The organism is Nostoc sp. (assembly GCF_036917135.1).
In the GTDB taxonomy this organism is placed as follows: domain Bacteria; phylum Cyanobacteriota; class Cyanobacteriia; order Cyanobacteriales; family Nostocaceae; genus Nostoc.
In genome coordinates, this window is the sequence record NZ_JBALEA010000020.1 from 1 (window position 1) to 20,833 (window position 20,833).

A 20,833-nucleotide genomic window follows, 5' to 3' on the forward strand; every position below is an offset into this window, starting at 1 on the left:
GGGACTGGGGACTGGGGACTGGGGACTGGGGACTGGGGACTGGGGACTGGGGACTGGGGACTGGGGACTGGGGACTGGGGACTGGGGACTGGGGATGAGGGAGAATACCCAATCCCTAGGGCGTGTTTTCAAACCCTTCTTGAAGCACCTGAGTCTTTGGAGATCCCCCCAACCCCCCTTAAAAAGGGGGGCTTTTAGAGTTTCTTTCTTTCCCCCCTTTTTAAGGGGGGTTAGGGGGGATCTTCAAGTTTGAAAACCCCTAGTCCCCAGTCCCCATGCCCTATTCCCCAATAGAATTATTGCTAAAAACTGTCTCATCATCGCCATCATCATCATATAAATCTACTGGTAAAATCATGCCTTCGCAGCTTTCAATTAGTCCGAGGGCAGGGATCTTGTTCCAATTAGCATCCATATTTGGGGTGATTTGTATGGTGTTTAAGAAGCGCTGCTGCGATGCCTGCGGCGGTAAACTACGCAAATGTTTCAGTTTTTGAAACGATTCTTTAGAGAACAAAGCACCATTATCGTTGGCCAATTGTTTATCAGCCTCAGCAAGGATGGCATCAAATAAACAGGCGTTCGTGAGATTAGCTGAACTCAGATTTATCATCATCAGGTTGGCCTGTTGCAGATTTGCCCCTGTGAGGTTGGCTTGTTGCAGGTTTGCGCCTACGAGATTCGCTTGTTGTAGGTTCGCGCCTGTGAGATTCGCCTGTTGCAAATTCGCTCCAGCCAAATTCGTCCCGATTAACTCTGCATTCGATAAGTTCGTCTGCTCAAGATTTACCCCAGTTAACACCACTTGCAATAAAGAGGCTCCCGATAGGTTGATTCCAGCCAGAGATTTGATTCGGGTTGCGAAGGCACTTTTATGCAAAACCGTTGTCTTAGCAATCAGCCCACTCAACGCCTCTGGATTGAATTCTGCCAAATTCGCTGGATTCCCACAAGGCCAAAAAGGAACTCTTGTTTCTCGGTAGCAGGCACAAAGTAATAAAAATACATTCAGTCCCACCGCAGCATTCACCTGTTCAACATTCACAGGGTTTTGTAGTGCTTGAAAATGAGTTAAAGCTTTGTGGGCTATCCCTTGATCTAACCAACAGCCTTGACAGTAAGCACGCCAAAAAGATAAAAGACGTTGAAACAAAACTTCAAAGGAAAATTTGTGCTTTTGCTGTCGGCGCAATTGTGCGATCGCCAATTCTTCAATTTCTTGGCTCAGTATCCCGTAACCTAGTAAATTATAAATATGCTGGGCTACGCTAGTGGGAGAATCAAGCACAAAAGTCGGCGTACCATAAGCCTCATCTTGGTACTGAGTCAGAAATTTAAGTTGGGCAGCAATCGCATTTGCACAAAGAGATTCTCCCAACTTGATATGCGAAAACTCAATTAAACTAGTTTTCGCTAGACTTTCTACATCCCGAACTTTAAAATAAAACCCTGGTAGAGGATGAAATTCACCAGCTACATTGATTTGATGACGTTGCGAGTGTAAAATTTGGAGAGCGATCGCTTGCATCTGCTCAAGTAAATCTTGGGGATGACGACCAGCGATTAAATTAGCGATCGCTTCTGGAGTCCTGTGGATATGAGCCGATCCTGAGCGCAGAAGCATCGTCTTGATCCCACCAATTAGCGGATAACCCAACAACCATCGACTCAGACGATGATGAATTTTCCATAACAGAAAAGACTTTTGGTTATTAGCAGCTAACTGCAATAGTTCATCATCTACCAATCCGTCGCGGTGCAAAATGCCCAACAAATGCAGCATTAGCGGTTGACGCACAAGGGCAGATAATCCTGAAAGCTTTGATTGGCTGACAAATAACCCTGACTGTTTTAAGAATGTAAAGAAATTTTGAGCGATCGCCAAAGATTGCACTTTTGCCCACAGATGAAACCATTGTTTGAGTTCATCCGCATCAAAGGGCTGAATCATAATTCGCCTTAATAATAGCGATACTTCTGGGGCGATTTCTTCTAACGTCGTTGACCGACTCGTTAACACAATTTTGTGCCGACGCTGAGATTGAAAGTTCAGTAATTGCTGAATAAAAATTGGTTTTGCCCTGATACCGTGAGCAGAAGGGGGCAGTTCATCTAGACCATCTAGCAGCAACAGACAAGGGAGATTTTCTTGCTCTAACCAAGTTGAAAGATTAACAGGAAAGGCAGAATTCAGGGTTTCAATTAAAGTTTTGCCATATTTTACATCTCGTAACCTAATTACTATAGGCATCCAAGTAGGGTACAATTCTTCTGCTACCTGTGCTGCCCAAAGTTGGCAAAAACTGGTTTTTCCATAACCAGGTTCCGATTCGATCATAGCGATCGTTTCTAAATCAGTTAGCTGTTGCTGTGCCCATATCTTTAAATCAACTGGTTTAACAGTTTTTTTATCCTGCTCAGAAATACTTTCTTCTATTGGTAAGCCTTTTTGTGGCACATAGATATCCTTAAGGGCAAAGGATTCCATCAGCAAAGGCATACTGAGATTTTTAATCAAACTTGCACGATAATATTCTCGGTGCAAATCAATTTTCTCGCCGACTGTAGAACCAACCTCTGGGGTGAGCGAATTGGGAGATAATGAAATCCCCAACCGGAAAAATTTTTGCAGTTGGGCTAAAGGTGCAGCATTCTCGGTAACGACTACCAGTATTTCACCAGGAAGTGAGTTGACCAAACGCTGTGTTAGAAGTTTAGCTTCAGATTCCTCTGCACCATTGGCAACTAACCAAGCTATGACAGCGTTATTTATTTGTTGCACCAGTAATGAATCTGCAACCAAAGATAATGCTTGTTCCGCTTGAGTATCAGTCAATTTACCAGGACTGAGAGTTTTCAGCAAACCTTGTAATTGCGGATCTTGGAGGATGAATTTACCCACATCCTCTTTAAGTATGTGTGATTGGATAGGTATACTTGCCCGATCTAGCCACGGTCTTTGTAGCCTTGCTTCCTGCTCTAAAATTGCTTGCAAAGCGTGGAGATAGGCAATTTGAAACGCTAGCCAAGTCCCTTCGTTACGTTTTAACGGTTTTTTTTGGCTGAGGTTACGCAACAGGTTTTCTGTCAACTGGGAAATGACACTAATTTCTTCCCAAACAACACCTAAAGGCAGTTCTAAGACCTCTACCAAGGTACAAATATCAAAAGGCATGAGGCTTTTGACTTCCATATCTTGAACAATCCGGTAGGCAATACCTGCCAATTGTGCCGGTGAAAATGCTTTGATTTGATTGATTGCGATCTGGCGTTCTGCCAACCAGTGCCGAATACTCAGGTTCATTTAATTACACAGTGAAGGCTGTTTATGGCAATTATGATCGATTTATGAGTTTGCGAAAACAGGTAACAATGGGAAAGACAAAGTTTTGTATCAAAGTTGTTTGCTGATTGGTAAAAAACAGTGCTTGTGTAATTGAGTGGACTATGAGCGATCGCCCTCTAAAATTATTGTTAATCGACCAAGACCCGATTTTTCGTCTGGGATTACAGATAGCCCTAGAAGCAATTCCTCACCTGGAAGCGATCGCAGCAGTAGAAAATGACACAGTTGCCTTGCAGATTTTAGCAGAAATTGCCCAAGAAGACCCTAATCAGGTAAATTTGGTGGTTTTGGAATTCGGTAATGGTCGCTCCATCACCAGTCAACAGCTAGGCTTACAATTCTGTCGCCAACTCAGAGCCTTATATCCCAACCTGCCAATTTTGCTCCTCAGTTCTGTGCAAGAACAAGGACTGCTATTAGCTGCCAAATCTGTTGGTGTAAATGGCTACTGCCCCAAAGGTACACCACTTCCTGAGTTAGTCGCCGCCATGCAACAAGTCGCAGATGGTCATTCCTATTGGTTCCAAGACACAGAAGCAATAACAACTCCTAACTCCCTGTACGGGTTTAGCAATGCTAAACCCCTACTTCCCATTCCTCACTCCCCACTCCCTTTCCATAGACTCCGAAATAATTTACGTTTGTCAGGAATTGCTTACATTGACGCTACCCTAGCCGTAGTAACAGCACAATTACAAGTTCCCGGACTACCAGTATTAGATCGAGCAATTCTAGCTGGACGACGGCGAGAACTGCTAGCGGCTCGTTGGTTGCTAAATCGGTTGTTGGTTTCATCACAAGAAAGGCAAGAGGAACATATTGCTGCTGATGAGTCGCCTCTGACTCCTTCATTGAATAGTGCCATTCAACAAAGGCAAACTGTGTCACCTTTACTTAGTCCGGGAACCCTACAATCTGCTTTGTTTGCATCTTGTGTTACTAAACTTCAATTTTCTTTGCGAAATGTCACGAATATATCTTTAGAAATTGACATCTTTCGTGAAGATAAAAAACGGGAATTACTTTATTTGATCCTGCAAAAATTGGCTGAACAGTTGGATGAGTTGCGTACTTCTCAAATAGAGATAAATCAATTATATGAAGTAAAAAATACCTTAATACGCGACTTATGGCAAGCAGCGATTACAGATTTCTTTGGGAAATTTGCTCGAATCAAAATAGAGAATCAAAATATAGAAATTGTCAAGTTATTGCTGCAAAATACAGAAGTTGTCCAAAGAGATATTCTCGATAAAATTCCGCTAATTTGTGAGTTATATTCTTATCTTCTATTTCAAACAGAATTGAATATTGATAATACCTCCTATCCAGTAGTGAGCGCTGAAGCCAAGTCTCAAGCATTAATGATTTTAGAGAACTTGTTGATTCAGGTAGCGAATGGAGTAGTGCAACCACTGTTAAATTCTTTAGCCGATGTAGAAGAGATTAAGCAAAATTTTTATGGGCGGCAATTGATTTCTACAAGAGAGATTGAACGATTTAGAAATGATTTATCGTGGAAATATAGATTAAGAAATTATATAAATGAGCCAAGAGCAGTTTTTGAAAGTCGGTATGAGCTATTTGTAATTGCACCTCGTGGTATTGCCAATACTTCAGTTTATGCTCCTCGAAATCAGGAGTTAGTAAAACTTTCCAATATTCCTTTAGTAGTGACATTGCTCCTAGAATTTAGTGATGCGATCGCACCGCGTTTAAAATCACTATTAGCGTTTTTAGGTAGCGGTATAGTCTTCATACTTACTCAAATAGTTGGTCGGGGTTTAGGTTTAATCGGTCGTGGTATTCTTCAAGGTATTGGTAGCGTTTCGTCAGTAGACAAGAACCTGAGACGAAATAGCGATCGACCAAAGTGAAGGGGATGAGGGGGACAAATGACAAATGACAAACAATGATTTTATTGGGCTAGCAATTTCTTATGTTTACGCTACCGGTCTACTTGTCATTGGCGAGGGACTGCGTAAACTGTTTGGTGTGAAGCCAGATTTGACGCGCAAAGTGATCCATATTGGTGCAGGGATGTGGGTTTTTGGTGTTCTGCTGCTGTTTAAACACTGGGAAATCGGAATTATACCTTTTGCTACCTTTATCGGACTCAACTACCTGTTTTACCGGTACCGAATCATCGGCGCAATGGATACCCAAGATAGCTCACCTGGTACAGTTTACTTCGCTATTTCAGTGACGCTGCTGTTCGGGCTATTGTGGCGACCAGATGGGCCAGTAGATAGCATTGCGATCGCTGTTGCTGGCATAATGTCCATGACCTGGGGTGATGCACTAGCAGCATTAATCGGTAGACGTTTCGGACAGCATAAATACCAAGTGGGAAATTCTGTGCGTTCCTGGGAGGGTTCAGCAGCAATGTTTGTAGCAAGTACAGTGGTGATTTTCTTAGTGCTATTGCTCCTACCTGGTTCCTCACTGAGTCCCCTAGCAACGCCTTTAAGTTTAAAATCGGCATTGTTGACGGCGGTGGTAACAGCTACTTTCGCCACCCTAGCAGAGGCAGTCTCACCCCACGGCACAGATAACCTCAGCGTACCTCTAGTAACGGCGGGAGTTGTATGGGTTGTGATGCAGAATTTTTATCTGTAGGGTGTGTTAACGATAGCGTAACGCACCGCAACAACCCGATATGCCCCATGCCCCATGCCCATGCCCAATCCCCAATCCCCAATCCCCAATCCCCAATCCCCAATCCCCAATCCCCAATAACTCATAAATTCCAATTGCGGCGGAAATGGAAGAAGCCTTCTAAAAACTCTTGCAAAGGAATATTGCTATTTAACTTTTCCTTACTCCACTCTCTTGCAGTTTGTTCCAGAATTTCTGAGAAACTAGGATAGACCGGAGATAAATTTGCTAAATCTTTGACTTTAATTTTTTGTGACATTGCCAAGGAAATCAAATTAATTAATTCTCCGGCTTCTCCCCCCAATATCGAAGCTCCCAAAATTTCCCCGTTGCGTAGGACAATTAATTTACACATACCAGTGGTTTCGCCCCGAAGTTGGGCTGCTGCTACCGTTTTAAAATACTGTCGCAAAACTAAAACTTCATCTCGACCAAATTGGCGTTTTGCCTGTGCCTCTGTCAAACCCACTTGCGCCAGCATCAGCGCAGAAAATATCGCCCAAGGAATGGAGTGATAATTTACTCGTAACCTGGGGAAAAAGAGTGCATTGTTCAGGGCAATTTTTGCTTCATAATTAGCGATATTAGCTAAGTCATAACCACCAATTACATCCCCACAAGCATAAATGCGGTGGTTAGTGGTTTGCAATTTATCATTCACTACTAAACTAAGTCGATGCCATTTCACACCGACTGCTGCCAAATTTAGAGATTCCAGATTTGGCTGTTGTCCAGTCGCCACTAAAATTTCATCAGTTTCAATAGCCTTATCTCGTGCTTGAACCCACTTTTTACCCTCAATTAGCCTCACCTGAGTTACTGGTTTTTCGGTGAGGACGCGCACACCTTCAACTTCCAACTGCGCCTGAAGTAGTATGGCTATCTCAGGGTCTACATCGGGGAGAATGTAACGATGCTTGACTACTAGCGTCACACTACAACCAAACCGCGCTAAAGTTTGAGCGATTTCAACGCTTTGGGGAATTCCGCCGATAATTACCCAATTTTTGGCTAATGTTGCTCCCTGTAAAGATTGCCAAATATTAGATAGGGTTAGATAGCCAGTGGCTTGCAATCCTTCAATCTCCGGGATTTCTGGACGCGAACCACTGGCGAGCAAATAGGTACGGGCGCGTAGTAGACGCTTGTTAACGGCAAAAGCAAGTTGGGGTGAAGATTGGAATTGACCATTACCAACGATGACATCGACTCCCCGGGCGGCTAGGATAGCTGGAGAATGCTGTTCTTTGAGATTTGAGGCGACGCATTGAGCATACAGCATGGCTTCTTGCCATACCATTGATACGTGGCATTCTTCTGAGGTATTAGCGTGTGTGGCATGAATACCAAAAGCACAGCCATTATCCAACTTCTGCGCCAGTTTACCAATTTCGGTAAGAGCATGGTGATGAGTAAACCCGTAGTCTACTTTCGGTTCCACCAAGGCAACTGTAGCATGTAGTTGGGTTGCAGCAAGGGCAGCGTAGTACGCAGCAAGACTGCCGCCAATAATTACAACATCGTAGTCAATTGTCATCACTCATGGGGCATTGGGCATGGGGCATTGGGCATTGGGCATTGGGCATGGGGCATGGGGCATGGGGCATGGGGCATGGGGCATGGGGCATGGGGCATGGGGCATGGGGCTATTGGGCACTTGTACTGAGCGAAGTCGAAGTATTGGGCATGGGGGAGAATCAATAATTACCTCATCCCCCTCATCTCCCTACTCCCCATTCAATGCTGTTATTAAGCGTTGGTTATCAGATTGGGAACGTACAGCAACCCGGAAAAAGCGATCGCCTAGTTCTTTAAAACTAAGGCAATCGCGGATTAAAATCTGGTGATCCTTGAGTAATTTTTGCTGTAACTGCGAAGTAGACTCTTGAGACTCAACCAGTAAAAAGTTAGCAGCACTTGCTTGGGGCTGCAATCCGGGGATTTTAGCCAAACCCTGAAAGAGTTGGTTTCGTGCAGGTGGTAGCCATGCCCAGGTTTGCTGCTGAAACTCTGTGTCCTGAAGTGCTGCAATTGCCGCCGCCGCCGCTAGGGTGTTTACGGGCCAGGGATCACGCCATAGTTGCCATTTAGCTAGGCAGTCGGGGTGTGCGATCGCATATCCTAATCGCAGTCCTGGGAGACTGTAAAATTTGGTTAGCGATCGCAATACTACTAAATTTGCATATTCCTGCACCATCGGAATCAGACTTTGTTCCTCATTAGGCGGCACAAAATCCATAAATGCTTCATCCACCACCACCAAAGCAAACTGCTCCAAATAGGGCAAAATAGAGTCCCGCGAAAATAGCTTCCCGGTTGGGTTGTGGGGATTATTCAGCAATAATCCTTTGTCCTTTGTCCTTTGTCCTTTGTCAATAACCAATGACAAAGGACTAATGACCAATGACCAATGACCAATGACTAATACTTCTCTACGAGAGGCTACGCCAACGGCTTCGCTCAGTACAAGTGACAAAGGACACTCCAGCACATTAGCTTTGTACGCTGCCAAGGTTCGGTAGTAGTCACCAAAGGCTGGAGTTATTAGAATTGTCGCGGCTAATTGAGCTAATTCCCTACCGATTAAAGTGAGTAATTCTGCGGAGCCGTTACCCGGCAGAATCCACTCAGGCGGCAGTTGATGGAAGTGACTGAGAGCTAGTCTCAGTTCACTATAATTTGGGTCTGGATAGTGCTTAAGATTACCAATTTGGGACTGAATAGCAGCGATCGCGCTATTTGGAGGCCCCAACGGGCTGATGCTAGCAGAAAAATCCAGAATAGCATCAGGGGGACAGCCAGCCAGTGCTGCTGCCCAGGCTAAATTTCCCCCGTGTGCAGGTTGCCGCATTAAAAAAGGGTTCCCGAAGAACCTATGATTTTGGGGGTGCTACCTTTTCTCTAAACAGTTTCCCTGCCGAGAAAGCAGGAACTCTTGTCGCAGGAATTTCCATCTTTTCATTTGTTTTCGGGTTGCGACCTTCGCGGGCTTTACGTTCCCGTGATTCAAATGAGCCAAATCCCACCAATGTCACCTTGTTACCAGAAGAAACCGCTTCCACAATCTCATCCAAAGCGGCACTTAAGACTGCATCCGCTTGTTTCTTCGTAACATTAGCCTTTTCAGCTATGGCATCAACTAATTCACCTTTGTTCATATCAAACTCCTGAAGGTTTACTTGAGATTCTTTACGGATGCACCTTGACACATCTGTACTGAAATCTTTGTTCGCGGAAATACAAAAATCATCCTTTGGGAGTACTTTTACTCAAAACGGCTGTACATCCCATCGGCTCGACTTTTCAATGAATCATTCTAAGGTGTTGTAGCCTGATGTGGATAGATGAAACCATTAATTTATATAGATTTCAGGATGTTTTGTAATTTTAGGGTACTTGTTTGACTAAAAACTACCCCAAAAGTAGGAAAAAATACTTATTTCAAACCGAGTAGGGGCAAGACTCCGGTATTAGTACTCATACCTAAGTCTTGCTCCGCTAATTAGGTAAGTTAAAGTTGGAACAGCAATGACTATAAAATTTGCAGAACAACTAGTGTCATATCATCAGTATTTTGCTTATCAGCACCAATGAATTGCTGAACTTGGTCAAATAGATAATCCACAATCTCCTCTGGCCCATTGCAGTACTTACAAGCCGTATTGAAGCCAGTAACAAAATTCTCTTCATCGAAGCGATCGCCACCTGCGGCAGCAGCATCAGTCAAGCCATCTGTATAGTAAATAATTGTATCCCCAGGCTCTAACTGTACCTGGGCATCTTCATATTGGCTGTTAGCATCCAAACCGATTAGCATTCCTAGAGTATCTAAACGGGTGACAGTTTTCGTGGCTGCGTGCCACCATAAGGGTGGATTGTGTGCCGCATTGCTATAAGACAAAACTCGGTTATGGGGATTATATTCTGAATAAAATAGCGTTACAAAGCGGTGGGAATTTTCCAAATCCGCATACATCACTCTATTTAAGTTTTGCAGAATTCTGGCTGGGGAATTACCATGTAGCACTTCTCCCCGTAGCATTCCCCGCATCATCGTCATAATCAGCCCAGCCGGGACACCTTTGCCCATAACATCTCCAATAACCAAACCCCAGCGACTAGTTTCGGTGCTGCCTTTGGTCTTAAGCTGAATCTTATTATGATTGGTAGCAATAAAGTCGTAGTAATCTCCACCGACGCGATTGGCAGGTTTACAGCGTGCCGCTAGTACTGCACCAGGAATTGTAGGGCATTGACGTGGTAGAAGTCGCCGTTGAATTTCTGCGCCAATTTCTAGTTCTTGATCTAGGCGTTCTTTTTTTCTTAGTTCTACAGCTAGTTCATCGTTTTCGATCGCCACTGCTGTTTGATCTGCCACTAACCTCACTAACTTTTGCCTAGTTTCTGTCCAACTATATTCTGGATCGCGGCTCAAGACATAAAGCCATCCCCGTTCTGTATGTTTCACCAGAATTGCCGTACCAAAGATTTGCACATCTGGCCCCAAATAGCGATGCATCTGGTCATCCAAAATCCCCGTGGCATTGGCTAGAAGGGCACTATTGGGGATAAGCGTGATTTGACTGCTAGCTATTTCTAGCGCTTTGCGAATATTCTTTCGCTGACGACTATCTTGCCAATGTAACTGCTCTAACCTAACTTGACCATTAGGTTTGTAGAGAAACAGGGCGCTGCCGTCTGCATCGGTCACTCTTGTTGCCATCAACGGGATCAGTTCCAAAAACTGATTCAAATTATTGAAACTTCTCAGGGCAAATCCTAAAGAACTTAGCAAATCTTGAATTTTGTTCTGTTCCCGGTGCAACCTTGCCACGAGTTCTTTGAGTGCCACGACTGGTGTGACATCAGTCGCGGCACTACTATTGTTATCAGTGGGTTGAGAGGGCAGTTGAGACACAGGTACAGGTACTATTGCACTTTATATTGGCAGATTTTAGATTACTTATAAATCTTTTGGCTTTGGCATTGCTAAACCATATTTAGACAAGACTTGTCATTTTAGCAAGAGTATAAAGACGTAACAGGCAAATTTTATAAGTATTTTATTTGCCTATTGTATTTTTGATGGAATATTCTTAATTTAAAATCATGTATTTTTAGTCCAAATCCAACCCGTAAAAATTACTAGTTTTAATGATAGTTCCGAAAACTTTTCATTTTTCCATAACTTAATTACCAAAGCATATCTCTAAATTTATATAAATACTTTATTCAAAGAATAATTTATAGTGCTTTCAGAGTGACTGCTTGGGCAGAGGCAACTAGGGGTATTTTGAGTGAAAATCTCCATAACACTCAAATCGAGGTTGGTTTGGTAAAAAACAGACTTATACTCATTCCCAAACCTGAGAATATGTAAATAAGTCTTCAAATACTTAATTTACACATCATAATTACCGTGATCCAGTTTGTAGTCAGGACTTTAGTGCTTAGAAAATAACGACTAAAGTCCTGACTATGAAATTACTTACCCAGCAATTTCAACTTCACAAGCTTCAAATTCTAGCAAAAGTCACACATTTATTGTGACAAGCTGGTAATTTTAGGACTTGATCTGTTTCCAGTATTTTTAGGACTTACGCAAGAGTTATGGAATAACGTAGACGCTTCGGCTTGCCACAGGCTACCGCAGAAACACGGAGAAGCCAGTGCGCCTTTGCGGTGCCCCGACTTGTACCCCTTCGGGGATCTTGCTACGCGTAGCCTCTCCCCCTGGGAGAAGCAACTGACGCGACACAGAGAAATCAGAGTTTGAGAGATATTTTGCGTAAGTCCTAATTTTGTTTCTAGTTAGTTGGGAGCATCCCAGATGTGCAAAAACCTTGATAGCCCTCATCCCCTAACCCTTCTCACATCTTTGGGAGAAGGGGAACTAGAATTATGTCTCCCCTTTCCCAAAGATGGGAGAGGGGCTGGGGGTGAGGGAAAAGATTTAAGCAAAATTGGGATGCTCCCAGTTACTTCAAGTGATAATATCAGATCAGTTATCCCTAAATTTATCAGTTTGTCAAGAAAAATTTTTAACTCCAAATTTTTCAACTAGCCACTTAAGAGAGCTTCGACAAACTCATAGCTCGAAAACGGGCGCAGGTCTTCAATTCCTTCACCAGCACCAATAAACCGAATGGGTAAACCTAGTTGTTGCACAACAGCTAGGGCAACGCCGCCTTTGGCAGTACCATCGAGCTTGGTTAAGACAACACCACTCAGTTGGGCAGCTTGGGAGAAAACTTCAGCTTGCCGCAGTCCATTTTGCCCTAAAGTGGCATCTAGAACTAAAAGAGATTCTACTTTGGCATTTGGGGCTTTTTTGTCGATAATTCGGCGGATTTTACCGAGTTCGTCCATTAAGTTTTTTTTGTTTTGCAGTCGCCCAGCTGTATCTAGCAAAAGTAATTCGGTTTGACGTGCTTGGGCAGCTGCGATCGCATCAAAGACAACTGCTGCCGGATCTGTATTCTTTCCCGGATTGGCAATTACATCCACACCGCTTCTACTACCCCAAACCTTCACCTGTTCTACAGCAGCAGCACGGAAGGTGTCTGCTGCCCCAATCAAACATTTATAGCCAGATTTTTGTCCCAGATGGGCAATTTTGCCGATCGTGGTGGTTTTACCGGCACCATTCACCCCAGTAATTAACCAAATGTTCAAGGTTTCTTTTTCTGGGGTAAAAGTAGTTTTGTGGGATGTTTTGCTTGGTGCATCCAGCATATCCCGGAGGATTTTTTTCAGGTAAGCGATCGCTTCTTCAGGTGCAGTGACTTCTTCTCGAAGTTTTTTCTGTAGGGCATCAATAATAAAATCTGTCGCCTCTACACCCACATCAGCTTGCAGAAGCAATGCCTCAATTTCTGTCACAGCAGCTTGGTTTAGCGGTCCTTGACCAACGATCGCCTTTAGTTGGTTGAGGATACTACGGCGAGTTTTGTCTAACCCTTGCCGGAGCTTTTTTAGCCAGGTAATTTCTTCAATAGAAACGTCTTCTGGACTTCTACCTTGAGCTGCTAAGACTCTCGCGGACCACACAAATCCATCATCAAATACCAATCCAGGAATTTCCTCTCCTACCTCGGAAGTTCTAGCTACTGGCTGTACTAACTCTGGTTCGGGGACTTCAATGGCGGTGGCTATTAGTTGTTCCAGCTTGGCTTGCCGTTCTGCCTTTGCCCGTTCTAAGAAGGATAGTGCTGTTGGCTGTGTTGCTTCTGGGGTAGCTAGTGGTTCGGTGGGTGTTGGTTCAACTTCATTAGCCGTGAGTTCTTGGCTTTTGACATCTGGCTGATCAGCAATTGCTGCTACTGAGGAATCTTCTGTAATTTCTGACTCAGTAGTAACTTGGATAACTTCTGCCTGTGCAGTTTCTACAGTTGTACTAACGGGTTCCTCAGTTGTTTCCGGTTCAGTAATTTCCGCAATTCCCGTTTCTGCGGTTTCAGGTTGTGCTGATGGTGCTGGCGCATCTGCCGAATCAGGCTGGGTTACTACCTCGGCTTGCTGTTTTTGCTGGATATTTTTGTAGGCAGCTTTCGCAAAGGCCAATAAGTCAGTTGTGGTGTCTGTTGCACCTTCACTAGTTGGTGTTGATGTTTCGGCTGGCTCTGGTTGGGGTTCTTGTGCAGGAAGAGTTTCTTCCTGCTTCTTATCAGAGGGAGTGTCAGAGGAATCGTTATGTTGACGACGGAACCAATTAAAAACCATTGCAGCAATATTGACTATATGAATTATGAGTTATGAATTATGAGTTTAATTTAACTTGGGGTATTGGGCATGGGGCATTGGGTTATTCTCCTTGTCCCCTTATCTCCCCTACTCCCTCATCCTCCTCATCTCGATCACTTTGGGAAGTAAGTATAAAATACTATGCTGTTTTTTTCTGGTCACTGACTCGGCGCAAAACACCATTAATAAACCGATGACCATCGTCTCCACTGTAGCGTTTGGCTAGTTCCACAGCTTCGTTGATGGCGATACTGTCTGGAACTCCTAAGAACTTCATTTCTGCCACAGCGATTTGCAGGATATCGCGGTCAATTTGGGCGAGGCGAGTTACTTGCCAATCTACTAAGGCAGTAGAAAGGAGTTCATCTATAATTTGTCGATTTTCGTTGACGGTAATCACAAGCTCTTTAGCGTAATTCCGAACTCCCTTGTCCTGATTAGCTAACTGAATTAATACAGGGAAATCAACTGCTGTACCCAACTGATTAATTGCTGTCTGGGTGCAGGCGATCGCTTCTTGAAGCATTGTTCTGGCAGTATTCAGGTCGGCTGCCCGAGTTTGGCTACTTAAGAGGCGATCGTTACTGCGTTGCAGTTCACCTGCGGCGTTATCGAGGGTATCTTGCACTTCTGAGGTGAGAGTGCGTACTGCTCCTAGCACCAACTTGGATACTAGTTGATCGTCTTCCAATTTATCTAATTTCTTTGGGTTGACTGGCAATTGGCTAAGGCTTAAAAGCGCCAATTCACGAGCAATTTGCTGGGGTTTACGAGGTTGCATAAAAATCAGGGGTGATAGTGCGAGAACTGATTAACTAGGAGAGACAAACTTGTAATTATATCAAGTTTGGTACAGTCAAACAACAACATTACGCATTTGCTTGTGACTTTGCCAGATTGATTTTAACTATCTTCAACAGGAATAACCTGCTGATTGATTTCGTCGTGTTTGACTTCCAAAGTGGACTCTTTGGAGAAAACCAAGGGCGCATTGGGGGCGACAATGCCACCTGATACAACTATTTTAAAAGCGTCTTCAATGGACATGGAGAGGTTCACCACCTCGTCTTCAGGAACAACTGCGTACCATCCGGTAGTCGGATTCGGGGTGGTGGGGATAAAAACACTTAGCACGGGGCGAGACATCTGGGTTTGGATATCACTGCTGATTGCACCAGTGACAAAGGCGATCGCCCAAATTCCCCGACGGGGATACTCTACCAAAATTACACGGCGAAACTTGCCATTAGAATCTTTTAGTATTGTTTCTAAAAGCTGTTTAAGAGTTTTGTATACCTGTCCTGCTAAAGGAATTGCCTGTAATAATCGCTCACCAAAATCTAACAACCATCGCCCAGCAATATTACGAGCCATCAAACCCATCAACAATATACTTAGTAGTGGTACAGCTAGTCCTACCACTAAATTCAGTATATTTACTAGAATGGGGTTTAACCCATCAAAGGGATTCAGTTGTTTGGGAATTTGGGTAAGGAAGTTGATTACCCAAGTAGCAATGGTAATTGTCAGCCAGATAGTGGTTGCTAGGGGAATTATTACCAACAAACCAGCAATCAGGTCGTTTTTTAAGTCCTGTTTTAGGCGATCGATTACCAAGTCCCGATTCTCCTGTTTTAAGCTAGAGGAACTTTTGTTATTGGTATCCATACCAGCAGATTCGTCAAATTCCGAAGACTTTAACTTTAGGCAGTTTCTGCCGCAAGTAACTGTCCAAAACGCTAGCAAGTTGGCTGCTGGCGCAAAAACACCTACTTATTGCTGGAAATTAGCTATTTTCCTACAAGCATACAGATAGACATTAACCAATCTGATGGCGACTGGTTATTCTCAGAGGATGTTACTTTTCTTTGTAAGACTTGTAAATGATTGTTGCAAGTCCTTGGGTATTACTAATCTACCGCGCTCAATCAAAAGTTGCTGATGATTGTGAAAGCACGACCGGGTAAACTAAGGAATGATTTTATCTGGTTATTTACTCACACATTACCAGGAGCAGCTTTTATGAAAATGTTGCGTAAAAAATATTAACTTTATTATATATGGCAGTTCTAAATCACGAGAAACAAGATCCCCGACAACTTTTACGAAGTCGGGGATCTGTCGCTTTCAATTTTCAGTGCTTCTCGTTTATTATGTAACACGCGCCAGGATAGCACAGCTATGCTACCATAGTAACCAGTATAGGGTTCGCCTACCCGCCCACCTCCGGCGATCGCAGTTTGAGAATCAGAACTTCTTCACACGTTTAATTTTTCACCTTCTCTATAAAAGGTAAAAGGCGATCGCAGTTTGAGAATCAGAACTTCTTCACAGCGCATCAACCTGTGTAGTTTCAGAATCCGCGCACTGCATGTGTTTTGTACTTTCTTGTGCGAGAATTTCTGTTGTGTCTAAATTAGGTTTTGGTAGATACTTCATTTCCCAAACTTTGAGCAAGATCAGATATTCGTAGAATGCTTGCAATGTACACCAAGCAAGGCCGGCGCGTCCATCTAAACAGCCGCCTAAGATAAAATACATATATACAAACCGTAGCAACGGCCTGGCGGGTAAACGCAAAGACAAATCTTTCAGGGCGCGGCGTTTTTCGACTTCCGATTTGCCAAAGAATAAATCTTGCCAGTTGACTTTTCCCTGTTCTAGTTGATACAGTGTTTCTTGAGCTTCATCAGTAGAATAACGGTTATGCTTTTCAATCCATCGGCTCAAGCCTTTGCTAGAAGTGTAGTGTGGGTATGTTTCTTTTAAAAAGCTAGTTGCACCCTCACAAACTTCCCGCTCAGTATGACCGTAGTCTGTAAACCAGACTTTCCCGTGGCGGAAGAGGCGCATTTGGTAACGGGGATACTGAGTGCTGTAACGAATCCAATGATTCATGAACATGACACGTTCAGCGACGTAGTAACCGATGTAGTCTGGATTCTGACTTGCCTTTTCGCATTCCGCGAACAGTTCTGGTGTCATCCGCTCGTCAGCTTCGAGAATGTAAACCCATTCGTGCTTCCGGGGGATAGACTCTAACATCCAGGTGCGTTGGCGGCCGTGACTTTCAAAAGCGTGTTGGATGACGCGGATAGGATAGCGACTGGCGATTTCCACAGTGCGATCGCTACTGCATGAATCCACAACAATGATGTCATCTGATAGCATCGCCGATTCGATACAAGCAGCAATATCTAGTTCTTCGTTATATGTCAGTATGTAAATTGAGAACATTACCTAAGTTTTATAGCGATTTTACTCAGTGATACAGCACTTTGCAAGTAAATGAATTACACATCTTAATCTGATAAATCTTGTAGGATGGGCATCCTGCCCGCCCTTGTATACCTCGGGTCAGATGAAATATGCTGTAATTGCCTTTTTATTGTTATTAGCTATTGGGCGCATGGCAGTATGATCCGTCAATAATTTTTGGATACATCCTACTGCCATGCCAATAGAAGATTAGCGGGCGGTAGCTCTAGGTTTACCTTGCACAGCACCCCTACCTCTTAAGCCTGTCCAGCCGATGATAATGTAACCAATGGACAACAGCAAACTGCTAATCCCAATCCTCAGTCCAGAATTCAAAGCAGTATCTTTAGCTTGTTTCTCTGCTTCTTCTCTGCGCTGGCGAAGTTGGCTTAGTTGTTGAGTTCGCAGTGTCTGAACATCTGTTTGTTGTTCGATAGCTTTCTCAAGTGCTTGAGGATCTGTTTTAGCCTTCTTCAGCAACTCTTTGATATTTGCGGGAATTTGAGGACTTTCAAGTGCTTGCTTATATTTTTGATCATCTTTGAGGATTTCACTAAACTGAGCTTTGGTTTGAGTTCGCAGCTGCTCTAGTTGAGCTTTTCCTTGGTCGGTATTCAGTTGTGCTTGCAATTGCGATAACCGATTGTTCAGTTGAGTTTCTGCCTGATCTGCTTCTTGGGTGATTCGAGTAAGTGCTTGAGTCTTAGCTTGATTGACGTTATTGAGGTGCAGGGGAAAAATCAGCAAAAACATCAACCCTAAAATACTTGAGAGGATCAGGGCGGGAAATCTTAAATCAATACCTTGGGGGCGATCGCTTCCGGCATCAGTACTATCAATCCAATAGGCAGTAAACAGAAGCCCCAAACCTACTAAAGGAACTATTCCCCGATCAACTAGCGCTGTTGCCAAGTTGATTTGCCATAGCCGATCAGTAGGTTGAAAGGGTAAGGATAGAATCAAAAAGTCAAGGAAAAAAGACAAAATGCAGATTATTGCAACTACCTTAAGTGTGAGGGTAGTACTCACGGAAGGAAAACGGTTAACCATAGTTTTTCAAACTGGCGGTGAATACGGGTGATTTTCATATTTCAAGCTACTTGAATATTGTGCCCATGACCGTGACTGTTTTGTAGAAACACAAAGCAGATTCAATATTGGTAAAGGCTATCTGCCTCTTGGTTTTCAACTAGCCCACAGTAACATTTGTTATGTACAGTGTCTTCAGGAAATTCCTGGTACTTTAAGATACGAACATGATCCGGGGCTGTAGAAAAAGACTCATTAGGAACTTCCAAATAAAAAAATACTCCACTACTTCTTGTGGGGTGGGCGACACAAGCGCCCTTAACCGAACGCGGGGAAGATGCCCACCCCACAAGATTAGATAATTAATTTATATGTTGGAAATGCTGTAATTACCCGATCTCCTTTATTTCAGTTCCCAATCGGTCGCTATATCTCCCTCATCTCCCCTGCAAGGGCTTGTTCCCAAATCGGCAGATCCTCCGGTCGATCAACATCAGCTAAAGGCAACAAATTCACATGAGATAAATTAAGTTTTTGGGCAATGTCCACGGTTTTCTGCCATACTTGATCAGTTCCCCAATCGATGTTAACGAATAACTCCGGGATGGGTTGACGCAAACCAATTAAGTAATATCCACCATCGATCGCAGGGCCAAGTACAAGATCAAAGGTGTGTAACTTCTCAAAGGCTGTCGCTAAAATCTGGGCATTCACTCCAGGACAATCTGTACCAATGATAATTACACTTTCTGCACCAGATTGAAAGGCATCAAAAAGCGATCGCGCCATCCGCAAACCTAGATCCCCTTCACCTTGAGACTGGTAAACCAAATCCAACCCCAGCCAGTCTTCCATGAGTTGCGAATCGCCACCGCTAAACCGCACTTCTACAGATATAACAGCTGCTTTTTGCAATTCTTGAACCTGAAATATTGTATATTCAGTCATTTCCCGTTGAAGATTGGCAGCACCAAGAGTTCCCAAAACAGGTATCAATCGGGTTTTTGTCTTACCTGGTTCTGGATAGCGAGTGAAAATAATCAAGTGCTGTTTTGGGTTTCCTGGTAAGTTCAGCACACAATACCTTGTTTGAGTAAACTAATAATATCTTAATAGCAATACTTGTCGTTTTCGTTGGCTCTAGCATGATCTTTTCCCGTTCGCATAGCCCCCAAAACTGTAGAAACATAGACACAACGTCTAGTTTTACCACCATTCAAGCTGTAGAAAGTTATCTGTCCTAATCCCCCTACTGTACATTGATTTCCAATTTCAGATATAGGACAACCGTGGTAGTTAAACAAAACTCGCCACATTTGCTGTGAAGTGTGTTTTAGCAAAGTTGTCTCCTTTTTTCCTTTATTGTTTTCCTCTTCATCAATGCGAGTGTTTGACTCAAGGTTATGCCATAGGTTGCCATTGTTTTTAACAGCATCAGGAATGAATTGTCCTACTTCGGCTTGATGAACTGCCCATTGCACGACACCATTTTGCATACGAAAGCTGGTTTGCCAAGTCAATTTTTCCTTAGTAGCTTGCCTTTGGGCTTGGCGCAGAGCAAGGTGAACTTCGTTTTGGGCAGTGTTTAGACGGCGAGTCTCTACAAAAGCCAGCCAGTTGGGTATTCCCAGCGCAGCTAATATACCAATTAATACAACAACTACTAACATCTCTGGCAAGGTAAAACCACTGTTAGAGTGCTTATTCCAGAGATTTTTTGCATTAACTAGATATCGTAAATGCACCTGAGTATCCATTTTTACGTTCTGGTCGATTTTCAGTTACCCAGATGTTGAGGAATCTTTTAGTTTCTTGCTTTCTTACTTCGCGGCGATTAATAATACTGTAGAACAAGGTGGGTGAGGTAAAAATTATGACAATTTTCAACAACAATTTTAAGGTGAAATTTATATTTTGAAGTTTTGAAGGGTCGTTAAAAAAATACTTCCACAGAAATCTAGCAGATGCTAGACCTTTTTGCCGATTAAACGGCTCTTGTAGAGCTTTGCAGGTCAAGTACTTGTATAAATTTGCTAGGCTTGCATTCCAACTATACTTAAGTGTCGTTCGCGTAGCGTCTCGTAGAGAAGGTCTTTCCTTGTATGCTCTCTCAAGCACTCGCAAGCAGGCTTTTTCCTGCCTGACAAGATTGGAAGAAACTGAATTAGCACTGATACGATATAGTATTTGTACAGATGGTACACATATAAAATCAAACTTCGAGGCTAATCTCAACCACATATCCCAATCCTGAGCCGCACTTAGAGATTCGTCAAAGCCACCTAATGTAATTAAAGCTTTTCTACAAATTAATGGATTGGAACCATTCTCTAGAAAGTTGTTTAATAACAATTTTTCATAAACATTTCCATTGACATTAATCCGCTTACCTGAAACTACAAATTGACCATTTGTGTCAATATAATCAGTCCAACTATAAGCAACTTTTGCAGTCGCGTTTTCTTGCAGAGCTTTTAACTGAGACTGAAGTTTATCAGGTGTCCAAAGATCATCTGCATCTAAGAAACTAACAAATTCTCCAACTGCACGGTGTAATCCTCGATTACGACTGACGTTTCCGCCAGCATTGGCATAGGAAAATACCTGTATTCGTGAGTCTTGGATTTGTGTAGTAACTTCTAAAGTTGAGTCTTGTGAACCATCATTAATTACAATTAATTCTAGGTCAGTAAAAGTTTGATTTAGAACAGATTTAATTGTCTGATTAATAGTTTTTTCACAATTATATGCGGGGATGATTACAGAAATTTTCGGCAAATTTTTGCTAATTTCCATCAT

General features: G+C 43.2%; 17 protein-coding genes. 3 read left to right on the forward strand and 14 right to left on the reverse strand.

The window, feature by feature from the left end:
- Positions 1 to 280 precede the first annotated feature (280 nt).
- Entirely contained in the window at positions 281 to 3,304 is a 3,024-nt protein-coding gene (locus V7K50_RS04440) for a pentapeptide repeat-containing protein (RefSeq protein ID WP_334957649.1), read from the reverse strand.
- A gap of 143 nt (positions 3,305 to 3,447) precedes the next feature.
- On the opposite strand from V7K50_RS04440, the gene V7K50_RS04445 reads away from it, so the two are divergent.
- On the forward strand, positions 3,448 to 5,223 hold the full coding sequence (locus V7K50_RS04445; RefSeq protein ID WP_334957711.1) for a DUF3685 domain-containing protein: 1,776 nt from the start codon (positions 3,448 to 3,450) through the stop codon (positions 5,221 to 5,223).
- A gap of 25 nt (positions 5,224 to 5,248) precedes the next feature.
- Complete coding sequence (locus V7K50_RS04450; RefSeq protein WP_334957651.1) at positions 5,249 to 5,965, forward strand: diacylglycerol/polyprenol kinase family protein; 717 nt, start codon at positions 5,249 to 5,251, stop codon at positions 5,963 to 5,965.
- Here the strand turns inward: V7K50_RS04450 and V7K50_RS04455 are convergent.
- Both V7K50_RS04455 and V7K50_RS04460 read right to left on the reverse strand, forming a co-directional pair.
- Complete coding sequence (locus tag V7K50_RS04455; RefSeq protein WP_334957653.1) at positions 5,956 to 6,090, reverse strand: hypothetical protein; 135 nt, start codon at positions 6,088 to 6,090, stop codon at positions 5,956 to 5,958. The genes V7K50_RS04450 and V7K50_RS04455 overlap by 10 nt on opposite strands.
- The gene (locus V7K50_RS04460; protein ID WP_334957655.1) at positions 6,087 to 7,541 is read right to left on the reverse strand and encodes a dihydrolipoyl dehydrogenase family protein; all 1,455 of its coding nucleotides are present in this window, start codon (positions 7,539 to 7,541) and stop codon (positions 6,087 to 6,089) included. The genes V7K50_RS04455 and V7K50_RS04460 overlap by 4 nt, the downstream gene beginning before the upstream one ends.
- A 5-nt stretch (positions 7,542 to 7,546) precedes the next feature.
- Between V7K50_RS04460 and V7K50_RS04465 the strand changes: the two genes are divergently transcribed.
- A complete protein-coding gene (locus V7K50_RS04465; protein ID WP_334957657.1) occupies positions 7,547 to 7,708 on the forward strand; it encodes a hypothetical protein in 162 nt (53 codons plus the stop codon).
- A 22-nt stretch (positions 7,709 to 7,730) separates the two neighbouring features.
- Here V7K50_RS04465 and cobD read toward each other — a convergent pair whose 3' ends face one another.
- The 11 genes from cobD to V7K50_RS04520 form a co-directional block, all read right to left on the reverse strand.
- On the reverse strand, positions 7,731 to 8,855 hold the full coding sequence (gene cobD, locus V7K50_RS04470; protein WP_334957659.1) for a threonine-phosphate decarboxylase CobD: 1,125 nt from the start codon (positions 8,853 to 8,855) through the stop codon (positions 7,731 to 7,733).
- Positions 8,856 to 8,877: 22 nt separating this feature from the next.
- Positions 8,878 to 9,162, reverse strand: a complete 285-nt coding sequence (locus V7K50_RS04475; RefSeq protein WP_334799827.1) for an HU family DNA-binding protein — start codon at positions 9,160 to 9,162, stop codon at positions 8,878 to 8,880.
- A gap of 374 nt (positions 9,163 to 9,536) precedes the next feature.
- Positions 9,537 to 10,922 carry a PP2C family protein-serine/threonine phosphatase gene (locus tag V7K50_RS04480; protein WP_334957661.1) on the reverse strand — a complete coding sequence of 462 codons (1,386 nt, stop codon included), beginning with the start codon at positions 10,920 to 10,922 and terminating at the stop codon, positions 9,537 to 9,539.
- A gap of 1,142 nt (positions 10,923 to 12,064) precedes the next feature.
- Complete coding sequence (ftsY, locus tag V7K50_RS04485) at positions 12,065 to 13,726, reverse strand: signal recognition particle-docking protein FtsY (RefSeq protein WP_334957663.1); 1,662 nt, start codon at positions 13,724 to 13,726, stop codon at positions 12,065 to 12,067.
- Positions 13,727 to 13,886: 160 nt separating this feature from the next.
- The gene (nusB, locus tag V7K50_RS04490) at positions 13,887 to 14,528 is read right to left on the reverse strand and encodes a transcription antitermination factor NusB (protein WP_334957665.1); all 642 of its coding nucleotides are present in this window, start codon (positions 14,526 to 14,528) and stop codon (positions 13,887 to 13,889) included.
- A 122-nt stretch (positions 14,529 to 14,650) separates the two neighbouring features.
- A complete protein-coding gene (locus V7K50_RS04495; RefSeq protein WP_334957667.1) occupies positions 14,651 to 15,415 on the reverse strand; it encodes a DUF502 domain-containing protein in 765 nt (254 codons plus the stop codon).
- Between the two features lie 660 nt (positions 15,416 to 16,075).
- Positions 16,076 to 16,984, reverse strand: coding sequence for a glycosyltransferase family 2 protein (locus V7K50_RS04500; RefSeq protein WP_334957669.1), 909 nt, complete (start codon positions 16,982 to 16,984; stop codon positions 16,076 to 16,078).
- A 231-nt stretch (positions 16,985 to 17,215) separates the two neighbouring features.
- A complete protein-coding gene (gene hpsJ-B / locus V7K50_RS04505; RefSeq protein WP_334957671.1) occupies positions 17,216 to 18,055 on the reverse strand; it encodes a hormogonium polysaccharide biosynthesis protein HpsJ in 840 nt (279 codons plus the stop codon).
- Between the two features lie 405 nt (positions 18,056 to 18,460).
- Positions 18,461 to 19,111 (reverse strand): TIGR04282 family arsenosugar biosynthesis glycosyltransferase, encoded by a 651-nt coding sequence (locus tag V7K50_RS04510; protein WP_334957673.1) that lies wholly within the window; start codon positions 19,109 to 19,111, stop codon positions 18,461 to 18,463.
- A gap of 32 nt (positions 19,112 to 19,143) precedes the next feature.
- Complete coding sequence (locus V7K50_RS04515) at positions 19,144 to 19,791, reverse strand: pilus assembly FimT family protein (RefSeq protein WP_334957675.1); 648 nt, start codon at positions 19,789 to 19,791, stop codon at positions 19,144 to 19,146.
- Positions 19,757 to 20,833, reverse strand: a complete 1,077-nt coding sequence (locus V7K50_RS04520; protein ID WP_334957677.1) for a glycosyltransferase — start codon at positions 20,831 to 20,833, stop codon at positions 19,757 to 19,759. The genes V7K50_RS04515 and V7K50_RS04520 overlap by 35 nt, the downstream gene beginning before the upstream one ends.

What these genes read in the sequence shown, in the direction of transcription:
- ftsY (WP_334957663.1), bottom strand. Translation starts at nt 13,726, where the DNA reads ATGGTTTTTAATTGGTTCCGTCGTCAACATAACGATTCCTCTGACACT.
- V7K50_RS04455 (WP_334957653.1), bottom strand. Translation starts at nt 6,090, where the DNA reads ATGAGTTATTGGGGATTGGGGATTGGGGATTGGGGATTGGGGATTGGG.
- V7K50_RS04495 (WP_334957667.1), bottom strand. Translation starts at nt 15,415, where the DNA reads ATGGATACCAATAACAAAAGTTCCTCTAGCTTAAAACAGGAGAATCGG.
- V7K50_RS04445 (WP_334957711.1), top strand. Translation starts at nt 3,448, where the DNA reads ATGAGCGATCGCCCTCTAAAATTATTGTTAATCGACCAAGACCCGATT.
- V7K50_RS04450 (WP_334957651.1), top strand. Translation starts at nt 5,249, where the DNA reads ATGACAAACAATGATTTTATTGGGCTAGCAATTTCTTATGTTTACGCT.
- V7K50_RS04460 (WP_334957655.1), bottom strand. Translation starts at nt 7,541, where the DNA reads ATGACAATTGACTACGATGTTGTAATTATTGGCGGCAGTCTTGCTGCG.
- V7K50_RS04440 (WP_334957649.1), bottom strand. Translation starts at nt 3,304, where the DNA reads ATGAACCTGAGTATTCGGCACTGGTTGGCAGAACGCCAGATCGCAATC.
- hpsJ-B (WP_334957671.1), bottom strand. Translation starts at nt 18,055, where the DNA reads ATGGTTAACCGTTTTCCTTCCGTGAGTACTACCCTCACACTTAAGGTA.
- cobD (WP_334957659.1), bottom strand. Translation starts at nt 8,855, where the DNA reads ATGCGGCAACCTGCACACGGGGGAAATTTAGCCTGGGCAGCAGCACTG.
- V7K50_RS04465 (WP_334957657.1), top strand. Translation starts at nt 7,547, where the DNA reads ATGGGGCATTGGGCATGGGGCATTGGGCATTGGGCATTGGGCATGGGG.
- V7K50_RS04520 (WP_334957677.1), bottom strand. Translation starts at nt 20,833, where the DNA reads ATGATGGAAATTAGCAAAAATTTGCCGAAAATTTCTGTAATCATCCCC.
- V7K50_RS04475 (WP_334799827.1), bottom strand. Translation starts at nt 9,162, where the DNA reads ATGAACAAAGGTGAATTAGTTGATGCCATAGCTGAAAAGGCTAATGTT.
- nusB (WP_334957665.1), bottom strand. Translation starts at nt 14,528, where the DNA reads ATGCAACCTCGTAAACCCCAGCAAATTGCTCGTGAATTGGCGCTTTTA.
- V7K50_RS04500 (WP_334957669.1), bottom strand. Translation starts at nt 16,984, where the DNA reads ATGTTCTCAATTTACATACTGACATATAACGAAGAACTAGATATTGCT.
- V7K50_RS04515 (WP_334957675.1), bottom strand. Translation starts at nt 19,791, where the DNA reads ATGGATACTCAGGTGCATTTACGATATCTAGTTAATGCAAAAAATCTC.